The sequence below is a fragment of the Streptantibioticus silvisoli genome, assembly GCF_027947535.2.
GTDB classification, from domain to species: domain Bacteria; phylum Actinomycetota; class Actinomycetes; order Streptomycetales; family Streptomycetaceae; genus Streptantibioticus_C; species Streptantibioticus_C silvisoli.
Genome location: NZ_JAAGKO020000042.1, coordinates 1 through 24,332, shown reverse-complemented (window position 1 = coordinate 24,332; position 24,332 = coordinate 1). Strand labels below are relative to the sequence as shown.

Here is a 24,332-nt window from a genome sequence, read left to right as displayed (position 1 = left end):
CCGCATACATGCCCGCGACGGCTACCGCGACCACCGCGGCCCGCAAGCGGCGTCTGTGTCTGCGATGGAGATGCATCCCGCGACCTCTCGTATGACAACGTTATCGGGGTTTCTATCCGCACCACGCATCGCCCGCAAGACCTGCGCGCACATGTTCTCGGCTTCTCGGCGGACCGGGCCGGACGTCACCGTTGCCGAGCGGCGCTTCGTCGTCACCGATGCAGGCGGCGCGTTGACGTCACCGATGTCGGCGGTGCCTTGACGTCACCGTCGCAGGCGGCGCTCCTACGCCGGCGATGCCGGCCGGCGTCCTGACGTCACCGATGCCGCCGACGACGCCTCGTCGGCACCGACGCCGACGCCGACGACGCCACCGACCTCACCGGCACCTCGGCATACGCACGTACGCCCGCCTGCCCGTACCGTCCGCTCAGTCCGCAAGGACCGGCGGTGTGGTGTGTACGAGGGACGGGTCGGGGGTGCCGCCGCTGGCGCCGAGGGCGCCCTTGAGGCAGCGGGCGACCAGGAGCCAGTTCCTGGGGTTCTTCAGGTTGATCCCGCCGAGGAGTTGCTTGAGCATGCTGAGGCTGTCGAAGTAGACGCGCTCGCAGACGAGGTTCTCGTGCTCGTCGAAGATGAAGTAGGCGGTCATGCGCACCCGGAAGCGGCTGCCGGTCGGCGGGATGCCGCCGAGCGGGCCGAGGTGGGTGCCCAGCAGCCAGAACTCGACGATGACGGCGTCGTCGCTGTGCCGGAACGCGATGATCTCGTGGTCCTGGTCGGGGAACGCGAGCCGCGTGGAATGGTAATAACCCCGGACCGTCGCATCGCCGTCGTGGACGGTCATGGTCGGGATCAGTTCGTAGTGCGGATGCGGGAAGGTCGCGAGGACGTCGTCCCAGTCCTGGCGGACCTCGTCGTGGAAGTGGTCGAGGACCAGCTTCTGGCGTGCCTTGCGGACGTCTTCGGTGATCACGGGTGCTCCGGGGGGCTGGTCACGCGGCGTGGTGGATGGCGTGGTGGGAGAAGGTGGGCTTCGTGCCGGGGTTGGTCCACGCGGCGGTCAGCTCGCTGGACGGGAAGAACTGGAGGAACCGCGGGTCGGCCTGGGAGCGGTCCACCAGGGTCTTCTCCAGCACCAGCGAGTTGTACTGCTCCGCGGTGGTCTCGATGGTGTTGGCGTTCAGGACGACCTCCTGCTGCCAGGTCCGGGTCCACCGCGCGATGCCCGGCATGCGGGAGTGCTCGGGGGTCAGGCACTCGGCGGCGATGGCGTTCTCGCTGCTCGCCCACACTCCGGTGGAGGTGTTCAGCGCGAGCGTCTGGTTGCCGTGGACGTGGCCGGGGGTGGCGAGCACGGCGACGCCCGGCCCGAGGAGCAGTGCGCCGTCGACCGCGAGGAACGCGCCGGTGCGCACGGCACGGAACGCCTCCGGCTGGTACCAGGGGCGCTGGATCGGGTGCAGGCACGTCATGGCGAGCAGTTCGTCGCGCTGCACGACGACCTTGGCGTTCGGCAGCAGCGGTTCCACCACGGCGCCGCCGAGGTCGGGCTGCGGGGTGGTGGTGCCGACCCAGCGGCGCAGATCCTGGGTGTGCAGGTGGTCGAACATCAGATAGTCGACCTCTTCGGGCGCGATGCCCAGCCGGGCCAGGTGACCGAGGACCGTGCCGTGCTCGGTGACCAGCAGGGAGCTGAGCGCGGCCGGGGTGCGCCGGGCCAGCGCGGCGAAGTAGGGCGTGCTGCGGCCCAGTTCGACGTCGCTCGGCTCGAACAGCAGAACGCGCCGGCGCCCGTCGCCGTCCTGCCAGCGGATGACCAGCATGCGGTTGGTGATGGCCAGGAACGGCGCCACCGCACGGCTGGCCCGGAAGAGCCCGAACCGCGTGGGATACGGCAGGGTCACCAGGTCGCAGGTGGTCACGCTCGCGGGCGTTCCGGTGGAGGTGAACTCGGCACGGAACGCCTTCGCCCGGGCGCGGACCCACTCCAGCCGGGCACCGTGGCCGCCGGGCACCTGCCGCAGGCCGTCGAACGTGGTGATCCGCGTGCCGATCGTCGGCATGTCGGCGACGTCGGCGTCCCGCCAGGCGAGTTGCACGGTTCCCCCAGGATGTCCGGCGGCCGTCCGCCCCGGTGTGCGGTCGGGCGCTGCCGGTCCGAGTCGGTCCTCCCTCGGCCGGGCCGCGTCCTCGGGAGCAGAAGACCTGCCATGCCGGTCTTCGCTCCGGACGCTAGACTTACGCCGTAAGTGATGTCAACGACCTTGCTGGCGGCGGTCCTTACCGCCGACCCGCGCAGGAGGCGGCGGATGGGCACTCGGGGCACCGGCCGCGGCAGGCGGCTGGGACTGACACGGCAGAAGGTGATCGCCGCGGCGGTCACCGTGATCGAACGCGACGGCCTCGACGCCTTCTCCCTGCGGCGGCTGGCCGACGAACTCGACGTCGAGACGATGTCGCTCTACAACCACGTGCCGAACAAGGAGGCGCTCCTCGACGGTGTCGCCGAACTGCTGCTCGCCGGCATCGACCTGTCCGCCGGCGGCACCGGCTCCTGGCAGGACCGCGTCCGCGCCAACGCCAACGCCTTCCGGGCCGCGGCGAAGCGGCACCCCAGGGCGTTCCAGCTGGTCCTCACCCGGCCCCCGCACGCCGCGTCCGCCCTGGAGACCATCCGCTGCGCACTGTCCGGCCTGTCCGGCGTCCCCCTCCCGCCGTCGGAACTCGTCCACGCGCTGCGCACCTACGTCGCCTTCGTCATCGGCACGATCATGCGGGAACTGGGCTCGGCCATCACCGTCGGCGTGATGGACCCGGACCAGGTACGGCACCGGGTCGAGGAGATCACGGCCACCGGCGACCCCCTCCTGGCCGCCGTCGCGCCGCACCTGGCCGTCAGCGATCACGACGCGGAGTTCCGCTACGGTCTCGAAACGCTGATCGCCGGCCTGGCGACCCGCACGGGGTTGCCGTACGACGGCGGGGTGATGGATGGCGGTGGGGTGGCGGACAGCGGTGGGTCGCTGTAGGAGGGCTGGGTGGCGGACGCCGGTGGGGTGGCGTAGGCGGTTGGATGGCGGACGCCGGTGGGGTGGCGTAGGCGGTTGGATGGCGGACGCCGGTGGGGTGGCGGACGCCGGTGGACGGCGGCGGGGTCGCGGAAGCCGGTGGTGTGGCGGGCGCGCCGGAGTCGTGGCGTCAGCCGGTCGGGCGGCTGCCGAAGCCGGAGTCCCAGGACCACAGGTGGGCGCAGGCCGGGCACTGGAGGTGCAGCAGGCGGCCGGTGTTGGACAGCAGGTAGCGCCAGTGGTCCGGGCAGTTGCGGCCGGCCTCGCAGGTCGCGCAGCCGCGGTGGTTCTCGCAGCCGGGGCAGGGCACCCAGGCCCGCCGTCCGATGTCGGCGGTCGGGTCAATGGGCAGCATGGCCGTCCCCCTCGGCCGGCGGCGGCAGCGGGGGCAGCACGCCGGCCGCCTCCAGGCGCCGGTACGTCGCCAGCTGCCCGGCGTCCAGTCCGGAGTAGAGCAGGCGGTACGCCTCCCGCTCGCCCTCCAGGACGGCGACCGGATCCCAGTCCGGGCCGAGCGCCGCGATCACCTCGGTCTGCCGCCGGGCCTCTTCACGGGTCAGGTCGATGTCGAATGCGGATATGTGCTCGCTGGAGCCGTCATCTGTCACGGTGCGTTCCCGGGTCTCGCCTGTCGCGTCTGCCTGCCCCCTCCTTCCTGTCTAACAAAGGGCCGCCGACCGCAGAAGTCCCCGCGTCACAATGCGACGAATGTCGCACGGAGGCCCACGGGGGCCGCCGCACGGGAACGTGACCGGGAATCGCCGCACGGGGACCGCCGAACGGGAATCGTGAACGGGGCCCGTTATCGGGAACCGGGCGGTGGACGGCAGCCGGTATGAAGATATTCACTGGCCAGCGCTGCCCCGCCCTTCCGCGGCCCGCCTCGCTTCGTGGCGCGCAGCGCAGGGGGTCGGCGCGGACCCCGGGCCTCCTCCGGCCCCCGTGACGGGGAACGGCGGACGCCGGCCGTGCCCCTAGGGCAGGACCATCCACTGCCGCCCGTCGATGAGCTCCCGTGCCGCGTCGAGGTGGCCCGCGTGGCAGGCGGTCTCGGTGATGACGTGCAGCAGGATGTCCCGCAGAGTGTGCAGGTGCGGTTCGCCGAAGAGGTGACGGGGCCACCAGGCCAAGGGGGTGTCCGCGGCCGCCGCGGTGACGACGGCGTCCGCGAGGTCCACCTCCGTGCGGTAACGGCCCAGAACGTCCGCGACCGGCACGTCGGGCCCCACCTGCCAGGCGTCGTCGGCGTCGTCCAGCGCCGCGATGACGTCCTTGTCACCGGTGAGGACCGCGCGGAACCAGAACCGCTCGACGTCCAGCGCGAGATGCTGGACCAGTCCCAGACAGCTCCACCCCGACGGCAGCACCGGCCGCCGCAACGCCTCCGCGTCGAGCCCGTCGAGTGCGCCGAGGACATGGCGGCGCTGCCCGGCCAGGAACGACAGCAGCGTTCGGACTTCGGGGTCCGGCGCGGTGGTCACCGTGTGTTCTCCTGAATGCGGTCGGCGGGGCCGTGGGAAGCGGCGGTCCGCGGTTTCCGGGGTTCTCCGGCCGGGTCCTTGATGGCGCCGGGCCGAGCCCGATCGCCCGTCGTGTCGTTCACGGGCACCAGGGTCCACCAGGGGGCGGGGCCTGTACAGGGGGCTGTTTTCCCGCGGCGGTGGTGGTCCTGCGGTTGGCTCTGCTGGGGCGGGGGTGGTCTTGCGGTGGTGGGGGCCAGGCAGGGGGCCGGCGGGAGGTTCGACCCGCCACCTCCGACGTTCGACTCACCTCCGGCGTCGGTCGCCTCCCGCCGTTCGTCCCGCCTCCGCCGCCGGTTCTGCCTCCGACATCGGCCTCGCGGTATCCGTCCCGCCTCCGACATCCGCCTTGCCCTCGGCCTCGCCCTCGACATCCGCCTCGCGACGCCCGTCCCACCCCCGCCGGCAATCGGTCCCCTCAGAGCCCGGAGACCGCCGGCACGATCTCCCTGCCGATCAGGGCGAGGCGCTCGGTCTCCCAGACCCGCGGTACCCGGCCGTGCGCTTCGGCGAAGCCGAGCGCGGCGAGCCGTTCCAACTGCGCCAGCAGGCCGTCGATCTTCTCGCCCCGGTCGCCCGGGTCGAGGGAGAGCATGACGGTCTTCTCGATGTCGTCGTAGTCGCGGCCCTCGGCCCGGCAGTGCTCGCGCAGGACGTCGAGCTTGCGCTCCAGGTCCGGGCCGGCGAACAGGTTGCAGGCCTGCGCGTAGCGCGCGACCAGGCGCAGGGTCTTCTTCTCCCCGCCGCCGCCGATCAGGATCGGCGGGTACCGGATCGGCTGCGGGACGTTCAGCGTGCGCGTGAGCCGGTAGTGCCGGCCCTCGTACGGGCCCTCGTTCGCGCTCCACATCTGCCGGCAGATCTGCAGCGTCTCCTCCAGCCGTTCGAACCGCTCGGCGGTGCCGGGGAACGGCAGGCCCAGGCCGGCGGCCTCCGCACTGTTCCAGGCCGCGCCGATGCCGAGCCAGGCGCGGCCCTTCGACAGGACGTCGAGCGTGCTCACCAGCTTGGCGAGCATCCCCGGCTGCCGGTAGCTGACGGCCGTCACCCAGGCCAGTAGCTGAACGCGCGAGGTGCGGGCCGCGAGGTAGCCGAGCGTGGTGTACGCCTCCAGCATGTCGTGCTCCGGCGGGCCCGCCACGCCGATCTGCCAGAGATGGTCCATGACGCTGACCCGCGCGAAGCCGGCCTCCTCGGCGGCCACCACGACCCGCGTGAGGTCGTCGGCGAGCCCGCTCGGCCCGCTCGGATACGTGAAGTCTGAGATGTGCAGACCGATCTCCACCGCTGCCCCTTTGTGAGAGTGTACTCTCGTTAACGTAGATGACTCGCGTCGTGCGATGCAAGTTACCTCTCGTGGTGAGGGTGTGCCGTCTGCATTGCTTGGCGTGGCGGCGGTCGGTTGGTGGCATTGCTCGCGGAGCGACTGCGTCCCGCTCACCCCTTCCGCCGGCCGCCGCCGCATCGCCCATTCGTGGCGGGGCGACTCTCGTGGTGAGAGTGGGCTTGCATGAAGTGGCGAGAGCCTTCTATATTCCTGAGAGCCAGCCCTCAGGATAAGGATTCCGCATGATGAACGACCCGATGTCCACCAGCACCTCTCGCACCGTCGACCTGACCGACGGCCTGTCGATCACCGTTGACGAGTACGGCGACACCTCCGAGGGCACCGCGGTCCTGCTGCTGCACGGCGGCGCCGGACCCCACTCCATGACCGCGTTCGCGACCGCGCTGTCCGAGCACGTGTACGTCATCGCGGCGACGCATCCGGGGTTCGACGGCACGGAGCGTCCGCAGTGGTGTGACTCGGCCGCGGATCTGGCGACCGCTTACCTGGATCTGCTCGATGCCTTGGATCTGAGCGGGGTCATGGTGATCGGCAACTCGTTCGGTGGCTGGGTCGCGGCCGAGATGGCACTGCGCGACACCCGCGGCCGCATCGGCGCGCTGACCCTGCTCAACGCACTCGGCGTCGAGGCCGACCGCCGCGACGAACTCGTCGACACCCGCGGACTCCCCGTGGCCGAACTGGGCCGGCTGGCCTTCCACGACCCGGCCACCCGCCTGAGCCCCGCCGCGCTCGACGACCGGCAGCGGGCCACCATGGCCGCTAATGGGCGCACCACCGTGATCTACGGGGGCGAGGCGTTCACGCACGACCCGAAGCTGCGGCACCACCTGCACCGTGTCGCCGTGCCGGTGCTGGTGGCCTGGGGTGAGCAGGACGGCATCGCCACGGTCGAGTACGGCCGTGCTTACGCCGCCTCGTTCCCCAACGGCCACTTCGTTCCGGTCCCCGACGCCGGTCACTTCCCGCACATCGAGCAGCTGGGACGGACCCTGGGCGCGATCGGCGACTTCGTCGACACCGTCGTCAAGCCGACCGTGACCGCCCCCGCCGTCACCAGCACCTCCCGGACCGTCGACCTGGCCGACGGCCTGACCGTCACCATCGCCGAGTACGGCGACACCACCGAGAGCAGCGCCGTGCTGGTGCTGCACGGCGGCGCCGGACCCCGTTCGATGGCGGGTCTCGCGACGGCGTTGTCCGAGCACGTGTACGTCATCGCGGCGATGCATCCGGGGTTCGACGGCACGGAGCGTCCGCAGTGGTGTGACTCGGCCGCGGATCTGGCGACCGCTTACCTGGATCTGCTCGATACCTTGGACCTGAGCGGGGTCATGGTGATCGGCAACTCGTTCGGTGGCTGGGTCGCGGCCGAGATGGCACTGCGCGACACCCGCGGCCGCATCGGCGCGTTCACCCTGCTCAACGCACTCGGCGTCGAGCCCGGCGACGAGAAGCAGATCACCGACCCCCGCACCGTGCCCCCGGCGCAGATCGGCGAGCTGTCCTTCGTCAACCCGGCCTTCCGCCCCGACTTCTCCTCCTTCAGCGACGAGCAGCGGGCCGCGGTGGGCGCCAACCAGAAGGCGCTCGCGACTTACGGGGGCGAGGCGTTCACGCACGACCCGAAGCTGCGGCACCACCTGCACCGTGTCGCCGTGCCGGTGTTGGTGGCCTGGGGTGAGCAGGACGGCATCGCCACGGTCGAGTACGGCCGTGCCTACGCCGCCTCGTTCCCCAACGGCCACTTCGTTCCGGTCCCCGACGCCGGTCACTTCCCGCACATCGAGCAGCTGGGGAAGACCCTGGGCGCGATCGGCGACTTCGTCGACACCGTCGTCAAGCCGACCGTGACCATGTGATTCCCCCGACCCTCACCGGTCGATCCCACCGATTCCCCCGATTCACCGGTCCCGCCGATTACACCGGTCGATTCCACGATCCCGCTGCCGCGCCGGAGCCTTCGGGCTCCGGCGCACGGGCGTTCGCGGGGTTCGTTGGGTGCGGGTGCGGGTGCGGGTGCGGGTGCCGGTGCCGGTGCCGGTGCCGGTGCTGGGCCGCGGTCGGGGTCGGGGTCGACGCGGTCGCTCCCGTTGACGTTCAGCCTGCGCGTTGACGTTGGCGTGGTGGTGTGTTGACGTTGGCGTGTTGAGGCGTGGTCATCCGTTGGCGTCGGAGCTGGGAGCTGGAGCCGGCGGTGGCATCGGAGTCGGAGCCGGCGTGGAGCCGGAGCCGTCGTCGGCGCGGCGTGCGTGGCGGGCGTGGCGCCGGATGGCGGGCGTGGCGCCGGGGTCGGCGCGGTGCGGCGCGGTCGTGACGGGGGAGAGGCGTACATGAGCTGGAGTCGGCCGGGGGCCGGGCGGGACCGGGAGGACGAGTGGGTCCGGTCCGAGCAGTGGAGCGACCGCCTGGAGAACTACCGCGAGTACATGGACACCCCGGAGCGGATCGACCGCATGCGGCGCGACGACGCCGCCTTTCGCGGCAAGCTCTACAACGCCGTCGCCATCCCGCTCGGCGGTTACCTGGCCCACGTCCTGCAACGGCACACCCACCACGCGGGCTTCGGCTGGTACCTGCTGTTCTTCCTCGCCCTGGTCGTCGCGCCGCAACTGCTGCTCTACGGGGTCCGCAGGCTCCGGGACCGCTGACCGCCACCGGCCTCCGCCAGCTCGCCGGTCAGCGCCAGGGACACCACGTCGGCGACGTGTTCGGTGAGGTAGAAGTGCCCGCCGGTCATCGTCCACATGTCGAACGAGCCCCGCGTGACCCCCTCCCAGGCGGCTGCCTCCTCCGGCTTCACCCGCGGATCGTCGGCGCCGATCACGACCTGCACGTCGACGTCCAGCAGCTTGGCGTCCGGGTCCGGCCGGTAGGTGTCGACCAGCAGATAGTCGTTCCGGATGATCGGAAACAGCATCTCGCGAAAGCTGGCGTTCTCCAGCAGCTCCGGATGCGTGCCGCCCAGCTGCCGCATCGAGCTGAGCAGTTCGTCGTCGTCGCGCGGGGTGGTCCTCATCGGTTCGGGGAACCCGGTGGCCCGCCGCGCCGACACGCACAGCCGGGTGACGTCCGACCGCCCGTCCGCGTCCAGCAGCCGCAGGGTCTCGTAGGCGATCGACGCGCCCATGCTGTGCCCGAACAGCACGGTCTCCCGGGCCGGTTCGGCCAGCAACGCGTCCGCCACCGCACGGGCCGCCTCAGCGACGGACCCCACCAGCGGGTCCTCGAACCGGCTCTCCCGCCCCGGATACCCGACGGCCAGCAGCTCCACGTCCGGCCCGACGTGCTTCACCCAGGAGTGGAAGAACAACGTCCCGCCCCCGGCGTGCGGAAAGCAGACGAGACGGCGCGTCGCTGCGGCCTCGGACCGTAGAGCGACAAGCCAGGGTGATCGGCTGGACATCCGATGATCTCCTTCGTCAGTTGCGCCCAGTATGCAGGGCGGACTGCGACCGGCGAGGGGGATGCCTCCGGTGGGTGCGGATATGGAACTGGCCCGGATGTGGAGGCGGGGCGGGGACAGGGACGGGAGCCGGGGTGCGGGGCGGTGCGGGGACGGGCGTCTTCGGGCGGTCGTGCGGGCACGGCGTGCGGTGAACGCCTTCGGTAGAGCCGGGACGTCGGGGTGAACGCCGTCGACGGCTACGGGTCGGGTAGCCGGGCGAACGCCTTCGGCAGGTCCGGGGCATCGGACTGAACGCCTGCCGCCGGGCTCCCGTCGGGGGGAGCCGTGCCCCAGGTGAATTGCCGTACCGGAAACCGGGCGAGCGCCTGCGGCCGGGACGAAGGGGTTCGTCCCGGCCGCGGTGAGTCATGTTGCCCGCCGTCGGCGATGTGCGTATGCGGTCAGCCGCGGCCCGGACGGAACCGCCGGTACAGCACGATGCCGCCCAGCAGGCTCGCCGCGCTGCCGGCCGCCATGTACCCGATGCCGTCGGAACCGGTGTGGGCCAGCATCGCCTGCGCGGGCAGCGTGTGCGCCCGCTCCACCACCTGGGGCACCGGCCGGTTCGGCGTCTGCGGCACGGGCCGCGGTGCCGCGGTGCGGTGCGTGACGGTCGGCGCCGGCGCGGAACCGTTCACCGCGGTGTTGCCCGTGGTCGGGTTCAGCACGCTGACCGCGCCGACCGAGTTGCCGCTGACGTTGACCGGCACGTGGACCGGCAGCTGAACCGTCAGGCCCGATCCGACGCCCGGCGATCCCGCCGCAGTGCCCTCGGCCGCGGCTCCGCCGTTGTTGACGGCGCCGGGGCCCGTTCCGGTGCCGGTGCCCTGCGAGGTGTTCGCGCAGCTGTTGCCCGTGGTGGGGTTCAGCAGTCCCACGATGTTGACGGTGTTTCCACACACGTTGACCGGCAGATGGATGGGGATCTGCACGAGGTCGCCGGACAGCACGCCCGGCGAACCGATGGAGGTGCCCTGCGCCCCCGCGTCCGCCTGCGCGCATCCGGCGGCGGCAGCCAACGCCCCACCAGCGGCCAACGCGGTGACCAGGCCCTTCCTGGCGTCCAGTCTCATAGGTCTCCTGCCTTCCGGAATCGCTCACGGGACATGCGCCCGCACCGGAGGCAACGGTCTTCGGACGGCCGGGGTTATGGCCCGACCGGATTTCACCCCTTCGAGTCGTCACCGGTACGACTGGCGACAGGTGTTGCCGGCCCCGCCACCTCTTCGTCCGCCGCCTTCGCCACACCGGCCCAGGACCGTAGCGCCGCCGCGGACGAGAAATTCGCCACGTCCTTGTCGGCCGACGACTCCGCGTACTGGTGGAACGTCCAGTGATGCTTCACCCGCGGATGCCCGGCCGCCGTGGGGTCCGCGATCCACAAGCCGTCCCCGCAGTGCGAATCCTCGTCCACGTTCAGCCAGTTGGAACGGTCGCTGTACAGCACCACCCGGTGCGCCGGCGCCTTCGACTTCACATGCGACAGCCAGGTGTCCTTGTACGACCGGGCCCGCGCGTTCGACACGTCCTGCCCGTACCACTCCCAGTCCAGACACAGGATGTCACCGGCCGTCAGGTTGATCTGCTCCAGGAAGTGATCCGCCTCGGCGGTGGGGGAGTTGGCGATATGCGGATAGTGGTAGAACCCGGTAACCAGCCCGGCTCCCCGCGCCCTGGTGCGCTGCGCGGTCCACTTCGGATTGACGTACGACATCCCCTCGGTCAGCTTGATGAAGACGAAGGACAGGCCGGAGGTCGAGTAATCGCTCGACTGGTACGAACTGACGTCGATGCCATGCAACACGTGAGCCTCCTGTGGGGCGGGGGCGGGCGTTCATCTCTCGGTGAGCCGTCGCGCGTACGACTCCGGTCCGATTGTCCGTCATTCGGCTGTCCGCCGTCGCGAATTTCACGCATCCATCTGCTTTCATCGCATTAACCGACACCAGCTACCTCATCGTTGCTTCGGCCGCCAAAGCACATATAAGGTGCTCTATTACTTTCTGTAACTCTTTCGGTGGAAACGCGGTCAGGCGTAACGGTTCCTCACCACCTCCCGTCGCTACCGTCCCCCCATGGAGCTGGCGAACGCCGACACGGTCGGCACGGCGAACACCCCCTCCAACGGAGCCGGGGCCAACAACAAGCAACCCACCCACCCTTCCCCGCCGACCCCGCGAACGGGTCTGGAGCGGGGGACGCGGCCGGTGAGGGGAGTGGAACCGGAGTCGGGGGTGCGGCTGGTGACGGGAGCGGGTCCGGGAGCGGGTTCGGAGACGGGGGCGCGGTCGATGAACGGTCTGGCGTCGGGGGCGCGACCTACGGAGGGCAACGAGTTGGAGACGGAGACGCAGGTGAGGGCGCAGGCCGCGACGGGGCTGGAGTCCGAGGCCGCCGGTGCTGAACCTGCTGCCCCTTGCGAGTCCATGCTGAGCGAGCGGGACCGGTCCGTTGCGCTCGACCACCCCGGGCCCGCCGTGGTCGAGCAACGCGACTCCGTCACGGACGAGGCTGCGGAGAGCACCGACGGCGACGTACTGGCTGCGTTCACCGAGTTCCCGACCCCGAGACAGCCCCTCGCGACCGAACCAGCCCCCGCCGCGTATCCCGCGTTGCGCCCGACCGTCACCGAGTTGCGGCTCTCCGCCTTCAAGTCGCACCGCGGCGCCGTCTTCCCGCTCGGACCGGTGACGGTCTTCGCCGGGGACGCCGGTACCGGGAAGTCCAGCGCCCTTGAAGCCCTCGTCCTGCTGTCCCGCCTCGCCGCCGGAGACGAACTCGCCACCGCCATCCAGCAAACCGTCAGCGGCGGCGTCAACGCCTGTGCCCCGGACAGCAGCCGCCCCGACGACCAGGGCCGCCGCGGCTTCCACCTCGGTTGCACCGTCAACGGCCCATCCGGCGAGGTCCGGCTCGACCTCGCCGTCCAGACGGAGCCCGAACTCCGCGTTGTCGGCGAGCGGTTGACAGGCTCGGACCTCCCCCTTCTGACCACCGCCCTCCGCGATCCGTCCCGCTCCTCCGTCCAAGCCGCCTGGTACACCGCCGGCGCTGTCCCGGTCACCCGCGCACCCCTGCCGGACGACCGGCTCGCCACTGCCCTCCTCCCACTCCGCGTCGCCGGCACCACCCAGGGCCAACGCCTGGTCATCGAGGCGGCTGAACAAATGCTGATCGGCCTACGCGCCGTCTTCCCCGTCGCTCCCGTACCTTCCGGCATGCGTTCCCCCTCCCTTCCCACCGACGGCATGCTGCGCGCCGGCTGCGACAACCTCTCCGCCGTCCTCAACCGCACCAACGCCGAATGCCGCATCCGCCACGGCATCCTCGTCGACGCGGTTCGCTCCGTGACCGACGGTCCTCTCGACGGCATCGTCGTCACCCGCCGCGACCTGCCCCCGGTCGTCCCGGAGCCGGATCCCGGTCTCCGCGAACGTCTCCGAGGCCGCACCTCCGTCCGCTCCACCGGCACGCGAACCGGTCGTCCCTCCTCCCGGTCCACCCCCGATCCCCGCAACGCCTGCGGCACAGCCCCGGCCACCGCCGAACCCCGCGAAGGCGTCATGGCCGCCCTCGACCGCGGCCCGCTCGGACTCACCCCCGTCGACCGCCTCGGCGACAGCCAACTCCGTTTCCTCGCCCTCGCCCTGGTCCTCCTCACCGGTCCCGGCGTCCTGGAGATGGACCAGGGCATCGAGGTCCCGCCTGCCCTCCGCGCGATGACGGTCGTCGCCGACGGCTTCGACGCCGGCCTCGACCACGCCCAGACAGCGGCCCTCCTCGCCGTCGCCCGTCGCGCCGCCGAACACGGCCACGTCCGCGTCCTGGCCACCACCCACGACCCCGCCACCGTCACCGCCGACGGCATCACGGTCATCCACCTCCGCCGCGGCGACCTCGGCGGCGGCGGGCGGTAGGCGGGGGCGGGCGGTAGGCGGGGGCGGACACCGGTGAGGGGGGCGGGCAGTGAAGCAGTCGCCGGTGCCGCCGGTGCCGCCGGTGAAGGGGGCGGGCGGCGAAGGGGAACGGGCGGTGGACGCGCGGCTGGCGGTGGAAGGGGGAGTCCGGGGGCGGTAGATGCTGTCGGCGGTTGGCAGTTGGAGACGGGGGTGGTGGACGAGACCGGAGGTAGGGGCGGATGGCGGTGGTGGCGGTGGTAGGAGATGGTTGGCGGAGGCAGGCGGTGGTGGTTCTGGCCGGGTAGGTCTGGGCGGGGGCGGGGGCGAGAGGCGGTGCGTGGCGGTAGGGGGACGCTGGTAGGGGGTGTGATGGCTGACGGTTGCTGCCGCGGGGCTCGACGCCGCTCCGCCGGCGGGGACACGGAGCGCTTTCAGCGGCCACGTCTTCGGACCGCGCAACGCTCCCCGGCGCTGTCAGCGTTGATGAGGTAGACCTGCGGGATGACCGAAGACATCAACGCGCTGCGGCGCCGACTCACCGCGTTCGCGACGGCCCGCAACTGGGAGCCGTTCCACACCCCGAAGAACCTAGCCGCCGCGTTGAGCGTTGAGGCGTCGGAGTTGCTGGAGATCTTCCAGTGGCTGACGCCCGAGCAGTCCGCTGCCGTGATGGCCGATTCCGATACGGCCCACAGGGTCCGCGACGAGGTCGCCGACGTCCTCGCCTACCTCCTTCAGTTCTGCGACTCGCTCGCCATCGACCTCCTTTCCGCTCTGTCAGCCAAGATCGACCGTAATGAGCATCGCTTCCCCGTCCCCGAGGCCGACTCCAACACCTGATCCGTATATCTCGGATGACCTGACCGGCTATCCATGGATCGGCGATCCCTTGCCATCGGATCGCCGTATGGAGTTCAACGCCTTTGAAGACGCACGGCACCGCCTCGTCAGCCTCAAAGCCTCGACTCCCGGGCGGCTTGGGCAGCGACTTGCGCGTGAATCGCCACCTGCCGGTGCTTGTTCAGCCACGCTTTCTCGGGGTTGTCTCCTTCAACGCCGGGCGTCTTCAAAGTGTCTGGCGTCGAGTAGGCCGTCCTCAAGGGGGCGAGTGATTCCAACCTTGTCCTCCATGCCCTCCAACGTCTCCCAGAGCACGACCCCTTGGGCGGTCCCCTCCAGGGCTCCGTCCGTACCACTCCGACTCTGAACGCTTCATTGCTCGAATCCCTCTCCACTTTCGACTTTGTCCCCGCAAGACCTGGCCCCGAGGACCGTGGTCTCCGGTCTTCCGTTTCGACGATGTCTTGGACCGCTTGGACACACCCACTCGCTGACGGCGCCCGCCCGCCGCCATGCAGTTGGCTTCGCCTGACCGCCTGACCGCCTGACCGCCTGACCGCCTGACCGCCTGACCGCCTGACCGCCTGACCGCCTGACCGCCTGACCGCCTGACCGCCTGACCGCCTGACCGCCTGACCGCCTCCGCGGCTCCGTCCAGCCGCCGTTGACCTGTCCGGCGGTCCTCAGCCGGCTTCTGCCGCTCTCTCCTACATCTCGCCTCCTCTCGTCCGACTTGCCGCGCGCCGTGGGAATGCTCTTGCCGCGCGAGGCTCGATCGTCGGCGTGACCGGGCCTTGTGCGGGCGGAGTCGGGCGGCTGGATGCCGCCTCGGCGAAGAGCGCCCCTCGGCTGAGTCAAGCTTGCCCCGGTCCGACGGCTGATTTCGCACTTCGAGGCCTAATCAACCGGATCGTGTAACTGAGTTATCCACAAATGCTCCTCTATCCACGGATCTTTCCCCTTCTCTAGCGCTCGCTTGCGATCGATGTCACTGTAAGTAGCGAGTCAAGCGCGGTCCGTTGAACGGGCTGAGTGAGGACAGTCGAGCGCTGCCCCGAGGGGAGGCGCGGAAAGAACCGGATGCGATCCGCTTGCGGGCGGTCGCGAGGGAGGGAATTGCTATGGACGCCGCACGCCTGATCGCCATCACGCGTTTCGCGATCGCCGCCGCACCTGAGGAACGGGCTGTCGTGGCCGAGGCATGGGAAGCCCATGCTCTGGTCGAAGCTGTTGTCGGGCGCCTTGCCATGAATCCACTGCCCGGAGTGCGAGCCGGGTCGGTGAGGGCGGTGCGGCTGACGTCGGTTCGGCGGCCGGACGGTGCGTTGCGGGACCTGTTGGCGATATCCGGTGAGGCTGGGGTCGCGCTGGTCGCTCTCGCGCGTTCGACGGAGGAGTTGGCTCTCTATTGGAGCTGTATCGAGGCAGCTGATGCCATCGCTGAGGCCGCTGACCAGGTGCGGGCACTCCTGGAGCTCTGTTCGCCGGGTCCGGGGCCACCCTGAAAGGCCCCGGCCCCGACTCTCTGCGAACGATCACCGGCGGCTAGTTGTTTCGGTCCGCGCCACGGTTGTTCCGACCGTGCCGACGCGTCGGGCTTCCGTTGACCGGATCGATTGATCCAGCGGATCGGTTTGGGATGGCAAGGCCGAGTTCAACGCCCCTGGTTCAACGGCTGCGCCTCCATGGCTGGGACTTCGACGGACCGGGCTCAACAGGGCAGTTCCCACGGCTGGGGCTTCAACGCCCCCTGGCTCAAGGGGTCCGCCCCATGGCTGGGGCTTCAACGGTCCGATCGCAATGGGTCAGCCAGCCGCGCCGGCTTGATCGACCGGCACGGCCTCTGGGCCGCCATCGCATTCGCTGGGATCTGTGAGTTGAGGACGTCGGGAACGTTGAGGACTTCGAGGATTGGGAGGGAGGCGATGGCTGGTGGACGTTCAGGCGCGACGCATCGGTCGCTGCCATCGATCAACCAGTTGCGCATGAGCGCTTCGCTCATCGGAGAACCCGTGGGAGAAGTGGTAGGTGTCCTGCGTGGTTCACACATCGCCGCTTTCGTTGCTCGCGACTGTCCACCGTGGCCCTGAATGGACGGGTTGGCGCCAGCGGTTGAAGCGAAGTCCGCAGCGGCGGCAACCGCGTCGGCCGGGAGGCCTCGCAGTGGCAGCCTTGCCGTCGCCGGTCGCCGGTCGCCGGTCGCCGGTCGCCCGTCGCTCGCCGCCCTCCGGTCCGCCGTCCACGGCCGCATGGTGTCCGTCTTCGGAGGGATCGCGCGATCGGTTGGCGGATGGTTCGAGGCGGGCGTCCAGGCCTTCGAGGTCCACGGGGGCGGCTGCCAGCAGCTTCCGTCTGCCGTCTGCCGCCGGCGACGCGGCAGGGAGGGGTGCCGAGCCGTAGGTGACCGCAGGCAGCGGCCATTCGGGTGACACCGAATGCAGTGGATTCCGACCTCGGCAAGCCGGGGGAAGAGCCCAGCCGGACGGCCGGCGAGATCGCGGACCGTGACCTGGTCGAACGGCCCCGTGGGGAAGACGCCGGAGCGGCAGTCGGGCAATCGGGCGGAGCGGCAGTCGGGCGATCGGATGGAGCAGCAGTCGAGGCACTCGGGGTGGACGCAGTCGGGCGATCGGGCGGAGCGGCAGTCGGGCAATCGGGCGGAGCGGCAATCGGAGAGACCGGAGGGGCCCGGAGGGATCGGCTGGAGGGAGGAGATGTGTGGCGCTGATGCAGCGGGCGGAGTACGGCGGTCTTCCCGGGGCGGGCCCCTCCGGTGAGGGAGGCAAGGTGCGTCGGCCGCCGTGGACGCGGCGCATGCGGTCGGCCTGGATCGGCGGTGCGGCCGGGCGGACCGAAATCGGCAAAGGATCACGGAATCCGCAGGTCGCGGACGGATTGCCGGGGCGGGGCGAGTATGCGTTCCCCGGAGGCTTGCCGGATGTGGGGAGAGGTGGTCAATTCGTGGGGATTGGTGACGGCGACGGCGGGCAGAGAAGGAGGCAATGGATGAGGAGAAAGGAACTGTAGTTCGATAAAGGGCGTGCGATATGCCCGGGAACGTGATGCAGTGGAATGGTTGTCCGAGGAAGACCGTGACTGGGGGTCCGGCGATGAGTGACGTCACGTTGATCGATGAGGCGGAGGCTGCGGCGCGTGTGCACGGCATCTGCTTCAAGAACGGCCCGCCGCGCAAGGTCGGCGTGGAGCTGGAGTGGCTGGTGCACGACGATGGCGACCCGTTGGTGCCGGTGGGTCCGGTGCGGTTGCGGGCGGCGTACACAGATCTGGAGCGACTTCCGCTGCGTTCCGCGTTGACGCAGGAGCCGGGCGGGCAGGTGGAGCTGAGTTCGCCGCCGGAGGAGTCGCTCACCGGGTGTGTGGAGACCATGAACCGCGATCTGGAAGCGGTTCGGGAGTGTTTGCGGGAGCACGGGCTGGGGTTGGCGGGGTTCGGGCATGATCCGTGGCATCGGCCGCGGCGGGTGCTGACGTTGCCGCGGTACGCCGCGATGGAGGAGTACTTCGACCGGGCAGGGCCGGTCGGGCGGGCGATGATGGGCAGTACGGCCTCGGTGCAGGTCTGCCTGGACTCCGGCACGGAGGGTGCGGGGTCGCAGGGGTATCGGCAGCGGTGGCGGCTGGCGCATCTGCTGGGACCGGTTCTGGTGGCCGCCTTCGCCAACTCACCGTTCAGCAGGGGAAGGCCGACCGGTATCCGCTCGACGCGGCAGGCGGTGTGGGCGGCACTGGACCCGGCGCGCACTCGGGCGCCGGATGAGGCGGAAGACCCCAGGGACGCGTGGGTGGCCTACGCGCTCGGCACGCCGGTGCTGTGTGTGCGGCGGGACAGCGGACCGTGGGAGGTGCCGAGCGGGCTGACGTTCCGTGAGTGGCTGGCCGGTCGGAGCGCGGCGTCGCGGCGGCCGACGGCGGACGATCTGGCGTATCACCTGACGACGTTGTTTCCGCCGGTGCGGCCGCAAGGGCATCTGGAGTTCCGGATGATCGACGCGCAGCCGGGCGAGGACGGGTGGATCGTGCCGTTGGCCGTGACCACCGCGCTGTTGGACGATCCGGTGGCGTCGCGGACGGCGCTGCAAGCGGTGCGACCGCTGGACCTGCGGCCGTACTACCGAGCGCCGGGCAACCCGCTGTGGCGGCGGGCGGCACGGCACGGGATGACGGACGCGGCGTTGCGGCTGGCGGCTGCGGCGTGCTTCGACGCGGCGCGGGAGGCGTTGCCGCGACTGGGCGCGAGCGCGGCGATCCAGGACGCGGTGGCCGAGTTCACGGAACGGTACGTCGCTCGGGGCCGATGTCCCGCCGACGACCTGCTCGACCAGAAGACTTTCACTCCGGCGCGGCGGCCGGCCGCGGCGGCGGGCCCGCTCAGCGGGAAGGACGAAGCATCATGACCACATCACTTCCCCCGTCCGACCCCCGCGGTACCGGGGACGTCTTCGACCCCGAGGAGACGCGGCGCCGGGCGGTCAGGGTGCTGGACGGCGCGCGGGTTCGAACCCACGTGTTGACGACGTGCGTTGACGAGAGCGACCTGATCGCCCAGCATTCGCCGCTGATGTCGCCGCTGGTCTGGGACCTGGCGCACATTGCCAACCAGGAGGAGCTGTGGCTGCTGCGCGCCGTCGGTGGGCGGGAGGCGATCCGGCCGGACATCGACTCGATCTACGACGCGTTCGAGCATCCGCGGTCCGAGCGGCCGATGTTGCCGCTGCTGTCACCCGGTGAGGCGCGCGGGTACGCGGCCGAGGTGCGCGGCAGGGTGTTCGACCTGCTGGAGGTCACGGCGTTGCACGGCAAGCCGTTGCTGGACGCCGGGTTCGCGTTCGGCATGATCGCGCAGCACGAGCAGCAGCACGGTGAGACGATGCTGATCACCCATCAGTTGCGCAGCGGTCCGGCGGCCCTCACCGCGCCGGCACCGGGCCCGGCGCCGGCGGACGCGGCTACGCTGCCGGCCGAAGTCCTCATCCCTGGCGGGCCGTTCGTCATGGGGACCGACAGTGAGCCGTGGGCGCTGGACAACGAGCGGCCGGCGCATCGGGTGGACGTGCCGCCGTTCTTCCTCGACACCGTGCCGGTGACGTGCGGGGCGTACAAGCGTTTCATCGCGGACAACGGGTACCACGAGCCGCGGTGGTGGGCGCCGGCCGGATACCGGATGGTGCGCGACCAGGGGATCGAGGCGCCGATGTCCTGGCGCAGGGACGGGGAGGGCTGGTCGCGGCGCAGGTTCGGCACCGTCGAGCCGGTTCCGGACGACGAACCGGTGCTGCACGTCAGCTGGTACGAGGCGGACGCCTACGCGCGATGGGCGGGACGGCGGCTGCCGACCGAGGCGGAGTGGGAGAAGGCGGCACGGCACGACCCGGACAGCGGCCGGTCCCGCCGTTTCCCGTGGGGTGACGCGGAGCCCAGTGCCCGGTTGGCCAACCTCGGGCAGCGCCATCTCCGGCCGGCCCCGGCCGGCAGTTACCCGGAGGGGGCCTCGCCGCAGGGCGTGCGCCAGCTCATCGGTGACGTGTGGGAGTGGACGGCGAGCGACTTCCTGCCGTACCCGGGGTTCCGGGCGTTCCCGTACCGGGAGTACTCCGAGGTCTTCTTCGGCCCGGAGTGCAAGGTGCTGCGCGGTGGCGCGTTCTCGGTGGCCGAGGTGGCGTGCCGCGGCACGTTCCGCAACTGGGACTATCCCGTGCGCCGCCAGATATTCGCCGGCTTCCGGACCGCGCGCGACGCACGTCCAGCCACGCCCTGACCGCGCCGGGCGGTGATCCGTCGGAGTCCTCGGGTCCCACCCGAGGTGGACCCGTGCCCGGGCGCGCCGGCCCGGGCACGGGACACGGTGGCACCGCCATTCCCTCGGTCCGAAGCGCCTGCCGCCTGCAAGGCCCCGTCGGCCGATTGCCCAAGCCCCATTACCCAAGCCCAAGCCGAACGCCCGAGTCGATTGCCCCAGGCCCCAAGCCCAGGCCCCAAGCCCCCAGCTCCGAAGCCCCAAGCTCCAAAGCCCCAAGCCCGGATGTCGAAGGCCGATTCCGAGCGTCAATGAGGAGTTCCGATGTGTCGTCATGTCGCCTATCTCGGTCCACCCGTGCGGTTGGGCACGGTGCTGGTCGAGCCGGCGTACGCGCTGTACCGACAGGCGTGGGCGCCGCGTCAGCAGGAGCACGGCACGGTGAACGCGGACGGGTTCGGCGTGGGGTGGTACGCGCCCGGTGACCCAGTGCCGGCGCGGTACCGCCGGGCGGGGCCGATGTGGGCCGATCCGTCGTTCACGGACCTGGCCCGGGTCGTGCGGTCCGGCTCGATCCTGGCCGCGGTGCGGGACACGACGGACGGTTCGGCGCCGGACGCCTCGGCCGCGGCGCCCTACGGCGAGGGGCGCTGGCTGTTCAGCCACAACGGCGCCCTGCCCGGCTGGCCCGGTTCGGTCGCCGCGCTCGCCGGGCGGCTGCCGGCCGAGGAACTGCTGAACCTGGAGGCGCGCTGCGACTCGGCGCTGGTGTGGGCGCTGGTCCTGCACCGGTTGCGTGACGGCGCGTCGCCGGGTGAGGCGCTGGCCGACACCGTCACCGAGGTGGCCGCCCGGGTTCCGGCGCGGCTCAATCTGCTGTTGACCGACGGCGAGACCATCGCCGCCACCGCCTGGGGCGACACGCTCTGGCACCGATGGGAGCGCGGCAGCCACGTGGTCGTCGCCTCGGAACCCTACGACGACGCGCCCGGCTGGACGCGGGTCCCGGATCGCACGGTGATCCTGGCCCGCCCCGACGGGATCGACGCAACCCCCCTCAAGGAGCCGCCGGTATGAGTGCCTTCACCCTGACCAGGCAACTGCCCGCCGACGCCACCGCACGCGCCCTGCGCGCCGACGTCGTCAACGGACTGACGGCCGAGCCGAAATGGCTGCCGCCCAAGTGGTTCTACGACGCCAGAGGCAGCGAGCTGTTCGAGGAGATCACCCAACTCCCCGAGTACTACCCGACCCGCGCGGAACGGGCGATCCTGGCGGCCGAGGCCGGTGCGATCGCCGCGGTCACCGGTGCCCGCGTGCTGGTCGAGCTGGGCTCCGGATCGTCGGAGAAGACCCGGCTGCTGATCGAGGCGCTGCGGGCCGGCGGTACGTTGACCGGGTACGTTCCGGTCGACGTCAGCGAGTCGGCGCTCGAACAGGCCGGGCGGGCGCTGATCGCCGACTATCCGGGGCTGGCGGTGCACGCGCTGATCGCCGACTTCCAGGCCGGGCTGACGTTGCCGCCGGCCGACGGGCCGCGGCTGGTGGCGTTCCTCGGCGGCACGATCGGGAATCTGCTGCCTTCGGAGCGTGCGGAGTTCCTGCGCCGGGTGCACGACGCGCTGGCGCCGGGCGACGCGCTGCTGCTGGGGACCGACCTGGTCAAGGACGAACGGACCCTGGTGGCCGCCTACGACGACGCGGCCGGGGTGACGGCGGCGTTCAACAAGAACGTGCTGGCGGTCCTGGACCGGGAACTCGGCGCGGACCTCGATCCGGACGCCTTCGAGCACGTCGCCCGCTGGGACGCCAAGCACGAGTGGATCGAGATGCGGCTGCGGGCCACCGCGGCGTTCACCGCCAAGATCCCCGCGCTGGACCTGAAGGTCGAGTTCGCCCGTGGCGAGGAGATCCGGACCGAGATCTCGGCGAAGTTCCGCGAGAGCGGGGTGCGCGACGAACTGCTGGCCGCCGGATTGGAGCAACGTCACTGGTGGACCGACGCCGAGCACCGCTTTGCACTCTCGCTGGCGGTCCGCCCCTGAGCCCCGCCGAAACGGGAGCGCCGAAATCGGGAGCGCCGGACACCGGAGTCCCGAACACCGGAGTCCCGATGACCTGGCCGCCCCCTGAAGACCGTGAGCTGAAGATGTGAGCTGAAGACGTGAGCTGCGGACCGCCGGCGCCGGCTCGCCGTTTCCGGATCGCCCCGCCCTGCCCCGTGCGGGAGGAAGGGGCAGGATAGGAGGCATGGATCTTCGTATCTTCACCGAACCGCAGCAGGGCGCCTCGTACGAGACGCTGCTGACCGTCGCCAAGGCCACCGAGGACCTCGGATTCGACGCGTTCTTCCGCTCCGACCACTACCTGAAGATGGGTGACGTCGACGGCCTGCCCGGGCCGACCGACGCGTGGATCACGCTGGCGGGTCTGGCGCGGGAGACGAGCCGGATCAGGCTGGGCACGCTGATGACGGCGGCGACGTTCCGCCTGCCGGGGGTGCTGGCGATCGAGGTCGCGCAGGTCGACCGGATGTCGGGCGGGCGGGTCGAGCTCGGCCTGGGCGCGGGCTGGTACGAGGAGGAGCACAAGGCGTACGGCATCCCGTTCCCGAAGGAGAAGTTCGGCCGGCTGGAGGAGCAGTTGGCGATCGTCACCGGGCTGTGGTCGACGCCGGCGGGCAAGACGTTCAGCCACCACGGCACGCACTACCAGCTCACGGACGCCCCGGCGCTGGTCAAGCCGGCGCAGGACCGGTTGCCGGTGCTCATCGGCGGCAAGGGCGCGAGCCGCACGCCGAAGCTCACGGCGCGGTACGCGGACGAGTTCAACATGCCGTTCGGCTCGCTGGAGGAGACCAGGGAGCAGTTCGGCAGGGTGCGGGAGGCCGCGCGTGAGATCGGCCGGGACCCGCAGGAGCTGGTGTACTCCAACGCGCTGGTCGCCTGCGTCGGCAAGGACGACGCCGAGGTGACGCGGCGGGCGGCCGCCATCGGCCGGGACGCGGCCGAACTGCGGGAGAACGGGCTGGCCGGCACGCCCGCCGAGGTGGTCGAGAAGATCGGCCGGTTCGCCGAGGCCGGGGCCAGCCGCTTCTACCTGCAGATCCTCGACCTGGACGACCTGGACCACCTGGAGCTGATCTCCTCGCAGGTGCAGTCGCAGCTCGGCTGAGACAGTCGGCTGCCGCAGAGCGAGAGGCACCGGAGAGCGCTGACGGGCGGGGTGATCGTCGGATGAAAGGTTCGGCTGGTGGTCCGGTGGCGTTCGCCGACGCGATCGCGGCCGGGCCGGTGGTCCTGGACGGCGGGCTGTCGAATCAGCTCGCCGCCCAGGGCTGCGATCTGACCGACGAGTTGTGGTCGGCGAGGGTGCTCGCCGAGGAGCCGGAGCAGGTCGTCGCGGCGCACCGGGCCTACCTCGCGGCGGGGGCGCGGGTGCTGACGACGGCCAGTTATCAGGCGACGTTCGAGGGCTTCGTACGGCGTGGCGTGCGCCGTTCGCGGGCGGCGGAGGTGCTGCGCGACAGCGTGGCGCTGGCCCGGCGGGCGGTGGGGGAGCGGCAGGGCGTGTGGGTCGCGGCGTCGGTCGGACCGTACGGGGCGATGCTCGCGGACGGAAGTGAGTACCGCGGCCGGTACGGATTGAGCGTGCCGAAGCTGGAACGGTTCCACCGGCCGCGGATCGAGGCGCTGGCGGAGGCGGGGCCGGACGTGCTGGCGCTGGAGACCGTGCCGGACGTGGTCGAGGCGGAGGCGTTGCTGCGGGTGGTCGACGGCATCGGATTGCCGGTGTGGTTGTCCTACAGCGTGGCCGGTGGGGTGACGCGGGCCGGTCAGCCGCTGGCGGAGGCGTTCGGGCTGGCGGCGGACGTTCCCGAGGTGGTCGCGGTCGGCGTCAACTGCTGTACGCCGTTGGACGCCGGCCGGGCGATCCCGGTGGCCCGCGCGGCGACCGGCAAGCCCGTCGTGGTCTACCCGAACAGCGGTGAGGACTGGGACCCCGGGCAGCGCGAGTGGCACGGCGGTTCACGATTCGCACCGTCGGCCGCCCGGCAGTGGTACGCGGACGGCGCCCGGCTGATCGGCGGCTGCTGCCGGGTCGGCCCGACCGGGATCACCGCGCTCGCCACCGCGCTGTCGCAGGAACCCTGACCGGTCCCGCCACGACCACCGTCACCGGCTCCCGCCACGACTACTGTCTGCGGCCCCGCCAAAGTCACCGGCGCCGAATCCGCCGGCCCCCGCTGCCCACCGTGCCCTGCGCCGCCACACCGTCGTCCGGTGCAACGCCTCCGCCCCGCCGCCGTTGGCCCCCGCTGCCCGCCGTGCCGTCCGCCGCCACGCCGTCGTCCGGTGCAACGCCTCCGCCCTCGCATCGTCGTCCGGTGCAACGCCTCGTCCCGCCACCGCCGGCCGGCACAATGCCCCGAACCCCCGACCCCCCGAACC

At 71.1% G+C, this 24,332-nt stretch carries 21 protein-coding genes; 12 read left to right on the top strand and 9 right to left on the bottom strand.

Annotated elements, in window-relative coordinates; genetic code table 11:
• Nucleotides 1-430: 430 nt before the first annotated feature.
• Entirely contained in the window at nucleotides 431-976 is a 546-nt protein-coding gene (locus POF43_RS24800; protein ID WP_271324329.1) for an ester cyclase, read from the bottom strand.
• 19 nt (nucleotides 977-995) lie between these two features.
• Nucleotides 996-2,102, bottom strand: a complete 1,107-nt coding sequence (locus tag POF43_RS24795) for an MBL fold metallo-hydrolase (protein WP_271324328.1) — start codon at nucleotides 2,100-2,102, stop codon at nucleotides 996-998.
• 210 nt (nucleotides 2,103-2,312) lie between these two features.
• On the opposite strand from POF43_RS24795, the gene POF43_RS24790 reads away from it, so the two are divergent.
• Complete coding sequence (locus POF43_RS24790; protein ID WP_271324327.1) at nucleotides 2,313-3,032, top strand: TetR/AcrR family transcriptional regulator C-terminal domain-containing protein; 720 nt, start codon at nucleotides 2,313-2,315, stop codon at nucleotides 3,030-3,032.
• Nucleotides 3,033-3,201: 169 nt separating this feature from the next.
• Here POF43_RS24790 and POF43_RS24785 read toward each other — a convergent pair whose 3' ends face one another.
• The 4 genes from POF43_RS24785 to POF43_RS24770 form a co-directional block, all read right to left on the bottom strand.
• Nucleotides 3,202-3,426, bottom strand: a complete 225-nt coding sequence (locus POF43_RS24785; RefSeq protein WP_271324326.1) for a hypothetical protein — start codon at nucleotides 3,424-3,426, stop codon at nucleotides 3,202-3,204.
• Nucleotides 3,413-3,679, bottom strand: a complete 267-nt coding sequence (locus POF43_RS24780) for a DUF6400 family protein (RefSeq protein WP_271314019.1) — start codon at nucleotides 3,677-3,679, stop codon at nucleotides 3,413-3,415. The genes POF43_RS24785 and POF43_RS24780 overlap by 14 nt, the downstream gene beginning before the upstream one ends.
• Nucleotides 3,680-4,045: 366 nt before the next feature.
• Nucleotides 4,046-4,552, bottom strand: a complete 507-nt coding sequence (locus tag POF43_RS24775; protein ID WP_271324325.1) for a DinB family protein — start codon at nucleotides 4,550-4,552, stop codon at nucleotides 4,046-4,048.
• Nucleotides 4,553-5,009: 457 nt separating this feature from the next.
• Nucleotides 5,010-5,876 (bottom strand): LLM class F420-dependent oxidoreductase, encoded by an 867-nt coding sequence (locus POF43_RS24770; RefSeq protein ID WP_271324653.1) that lies wholly within the window; start codon nucleotides 5,874-5,876, stop codon nucleotides 5,010-5,012.
• Nucleotides 5,877-6,160: 284 nt separating this feature from the next.
• On the opposite strand from POF43_RS24770, the gene POF43_RS24765 reads away from it, so the two are divergent.
• Together POF43_RS24765 and POF43_RS24760 are read left to right on the top strand one after the other, a co-directional pair.
• Nucleotides 6,161-7,801, top strand: coding sequence for an alpha/beta fold hydrolase (locus POF43_RS24765; RefSeq protein ID WP_271324654.1), 1,641 nt, complete (start codon nucleotides 6,161-6,163; stop codon nucleotides 7,799-7,801).
• 471 nt (nucleotides 7,802-8,272) lie between these two features.
• The gene (locus tag POF43_RS24760) at nucleotides 8,273-8,590 is read left to right on the top strand and encodes a hypothetical protein (RefSeq protein ID WP_271324655.1); all 318 of its coding nucleotides are present in this window, start codon (nucleotides 8,273-8,275) and stop codon (nucleotides 8,588-8,590) included.
• On the opposite strand, the gene POF43_RS24755 is transcribed toward POF43_RS24760, so the two are convergent.
• From POF43_RS24755 to POF43_RS24745, 3 genes are all read right to left on the bottom strand, one after another.
• On the bottom strand, nucleotides 8,560-9,345 hold the full coding sequence (locus POF43_RS24755) for a thioesterase II family protein (protein WP_271324656.1): 786 nt from the start codon (nucleotides 9,343-9,345) through the stop codon (nucleotides 8,560-8,562). The genes POF43_RS24760 and POF43_RS24755 overlap by 31 nt on opposite strands.
• A 443-nt stretch (nucleotides 9,346-9,788) precedes the next feature.
• Nucleotides 9,789-10,460, bottom strand: a complete 672-nt coding sequence (locus tag POF43_RS24750; protein WP_271324657.1) for a chaplin — start codon at nucleotides 10,458-10,460, stop codon at nucleotides 9,789-9,791.
• Nucleotides 10,461-10,552: 92 nt separating this feature from the next.
• Nucleotides 10,553-11,191 (bottom strand): glycoside hydrolase family 25 protein, encoded by a 639-nt coding sequence (locus tag POF43_RS24745; RefSeq protein WP_271324658.1) that lies wholly within the window; start codon nucleotides 11,189-11,191, stop codon nucleotides 10,553-10,555.
• Between the two features lie 271 nt (nucleotides 11,192-11,462).
• Here POF43_RS24745 and POF43_RS24740 point away from each other — a divergent pair, with 271 nt between their 5' ends.
• The 9 genes from POF43_RS24740 to mmuM all read left to right on the top strand — a co-directional run bounded on the left by POF43_RS24740 (nucleotide 11,463) and on the right by mmuM (nucleotide 24,035).
• Nucleotides 11,463-13,304 (top strand): AAA family ATPase, encoded by a 1,842-nt coding sequence (locus tag POF43_RS24740; protein ID WP_443732114.1) that lies wholly within the window; start codon nucleotides 11,463-11,465, stop codon nucleotides 13,302-13,304.
• Nucleotides 13,305-13,787: 483 nt separating this feature from the next.
• Nucleotides 13,788-14,126: a nucleotide pyrophosphohydrolase gene (locus POF43_RS24735; protein WP_271324710.1), complete on the top strand. Its 339-nt coding sequence runs from the start codon at nucleotides 13,788-13,790 to the stop codon at nucleotides 14,124-14,126.
• Nucleotides 14,127-15,247: 1,121 nt separating this feature from the next.
• On the top strand, nucleotides 15,248-15,631 hold the full coding sequence (locus tag POF43_RS24730; protein ID WP_271315259.1) for a DUF6099 family protein: 384 nt from the start codon (nucleotides 15,248-15,250) through the stop codon (nucleotides 15,629-15,631).
• A 1,605-nt stretch (nucleotides 15,632-17,236) separates the two neighbouring features.
• Nucleotides 17,237-18,541 (top strand): ergothioneine biosynthesis glutamate--cysteine ligase EgtA, encoded by a 1,305-nt coding sequence (egtA, locus tag POF43_RS24725; RefSeq protein ID WP_271324711.1) that lies wholly within the window; start codon nucleotides 17,237-17,239, stop codon nucleotides 18,539-18,541.
• Nucleotides 18,538-19,902, top strand: a complete 1,365-nt coding sequence (gene egtB / locus POF43_RS24720; protein ID WP_271324712.1) for an ergothioneine biosynthesis protein EgtB — start codon at nucleotides 18,538-18,540, stop codon at nucleotides 19,900-19,902. The genes egtA and egtB overlap by 4 nt, the downstream gene beginning before the upstream one ends.
• A 303-nt stretch (nucleotides 19,903-20,205) precedes the next feature.
• On the top strand, nucleotides 20,206-20,958 hold the full coding sequence (gene egtC, locus POF43_RS24715) for an ergothioneine biosynthesis protein EgtC (RefSeq protein ID WP_271325269.1): 753 nt from the start codon (nucleotides 20,206-20,208) through the stop codon (nucleotides 20,956-20,958).
• On the top strand, nucleotides 20,955-21,926 hold the full coding sequence (gene egtD / locus POF43_RS24710; protein ID WP_271325268.1) for an L-histidine N(alpha)-methyltransferase: 972 nt from the start codon (nucleotides 20,955-20,957) through the stop codon (nucleotides 21,924-21,926). Before egtC ends, egtD begins: the two co-directional genes overlap by 4 nt.
• 205 nt (nucleotides 21,927-22,131) lie before the next feature.
• On the top strand, nucleotides 22,132-23,055 hold the full coding sequence (locus tag POF43_RS24705) for an LLM class F420-dependent oxidoreductase (RefSeq protein WP_271315264.1): 924 nt from the start codon (nucleotides 22,132-22,134) through the stop codon (nucleotides 23,053-23,055).
• Between the two features lie 62 nt (nucleotides 23,056-23,117).
• Entirely contained in the window at nucleotides 23,118-24,035 is a 918-nt protein-coding gene (mmuM, locus tag POF43_RS24700) for a homocysteine S-methyltransferase (protein ID WP_271325267.1), read from the top strand.
• Nucleotides 24,036-24,332: the final 297 nt, after the last annotated feature.